The organism is Mesorhizobium sp. M2C.T.Ca.TU.002.02.1.1, assembly GCF_003997225.1.
The window spans coordinates 1-1,638 of record NZ_RZTO01001096.1; the positions used below are offsets into that span (position 1 = coordinate 1).

The 1,638-nt window shown below is 65.4% G+C and carries 1 protein-coding gene and 1 pseudogene; both read left to right on the forward strand.

Translation table 11 applies throughout. From position 1 onward, the window contains the following. Nucleotides 1-1,131, forward strand: a 1,131-nt coding sequence (locus tag EOD07_RS33710; RefSeq protein WP_127238287.1) for a peptidase S10, incomplete at its 5' end; no start/stop codon positions are given. A 139-nt stretch (nt 1,132-1,270) separates the two neighbouring features. Continuing rightward, nucleotides 1,271-1,638, forward strand: a pseudogene (locus EOD07_RS33715) (EamA/RhaT family transporter); the annotation flags it as partial.

Consider the following 1,638-nt stretch of genomic DNA (forward strand, 5'->3'; position numbering starts at 1 on the left):
GCCGCCGACGGAGAATCCCGGCGGCCGCCGCAAAAGCTCATCGACAATCCCGACAGTTGGCTCGACATGAGCGATCTCGTCTTCGTCGATCCGGTCGGCACCGGTTACAGCCGCGAAGCGCCGGGGCACGAGCCGAAGGAATTCTGGAGCGTCGACGCCGACGCCAGCTCGGTCGGCGCCTTCATCCGGCTCTATCTGGCCCAGAACGGCCGCACCGGATCGCCGCTGTTCCTCGCCGGCGAAAGCTATGGCGGCTTTCGCGCAGCACTTCTTGCCCGCACGTTGCAGGAGGATGTGGGCCTGAGCCCCAGCGGCATCATTTTGATCTCGCCGGCGCTGGAGTTCATGCTGGTGCGACCGGACCAGTTCGACCAGTTGCACTGGGCGCTCGAGCTGCCTTCGCTGGCGGCGACACGGCTCAAGGGCGATGGCGTGAGCGGCGACGCGCTGCGCGACAGGCTGGCCGAGGTCGAGCATTACGCGCTCGGCGATTACCTGACGGCGCTGAACAGCGGGCTGGAGCAAGGCGGAAAGCTGGCCAGCGGTCGCGTTTCGGAGATCACCGGCCTGCCGCTCGACCTCGTCCAGCGCAATTTCGCCCGCATCCCCACCGGGCTTTTCGCCAAGGAATTCCAGCGCGCCACGGGCAAGGTGCTCAGCCCCTATGACGCCACCATCGGCACCGCCGACATCGCACCGCAAAGCACGCATGACGCCGGACCCGATCCGGTGCTCGACCGCAGCGTTCCGGTGCTGACCTCCGCCTTCGTTGCCTACGCTCGCGACGAGCTGAACTACCGCACCGATGTCAGCTACCGGCTGCTCAATGGCGACATCAGCCGCAACTGGGATTACGGCACATCGGGCCAGGGCTATGCCGGCGTGATGAACGACCTGCAGCGGGCACGCTCGCTCAACCCTGCCCTCGGTGTCGTTATCGTCAACGGCTATACCGACCTCGTCACGCCCTATCTCGCCTCGCGCTATCTGGTGAACCAGGTTCCTTCGCTATCAGACGCCAAGCCGATCCGCCTCGACGTCGTCGAGGGCGGCCATATGATGTATCTGAGGCCGGACGGGCGGCGAGCGCTGAAGGATGCCGCTTCGGAGCTCTTCCAGGCGACGCAGTAATCCTCGACCGCCCCCGGCAAACGACCTGCGCCAACGCAAGTGCCGCGCTGGAGCAGCGCCGTGCAAGCTTTCGCCCGTATAGCTGGAGCAACGGTCCCGACTGGGGCGGAACCGCCTCACGCAAGCACGCTGAAACCGCATGGCCGAAGTCGTCGTCCTCGAAAGCCGCGAAAGGGTGCTGGCCGGCATCCTGTTCACGGCCGCCGCCTATTTCCTGTTTTCGGCGCAGGATGCCTCGATCAAGCTTCTGGTCGTCGGCATGACGGTCTGGCAGATCATGTTTGTCCGCTCGATCACCGTGCTCGTCGCCTGCGGCGCGATCGGCGGCAAACGGCTGTTCGCCGACACGATCGACTCGCCAATCGTCAAGCCGATGCTGGTGCGCAGCGCCTTCACGCTCGCCGCCTGGCTTTGCTACTACAACGCCGCCCGCTCGCTGCAGCTTGCCGAGCTCACCACCATCTATTATGCCGCGCCGATCATCGTCACCGTGCTGTCCGTGCTGAT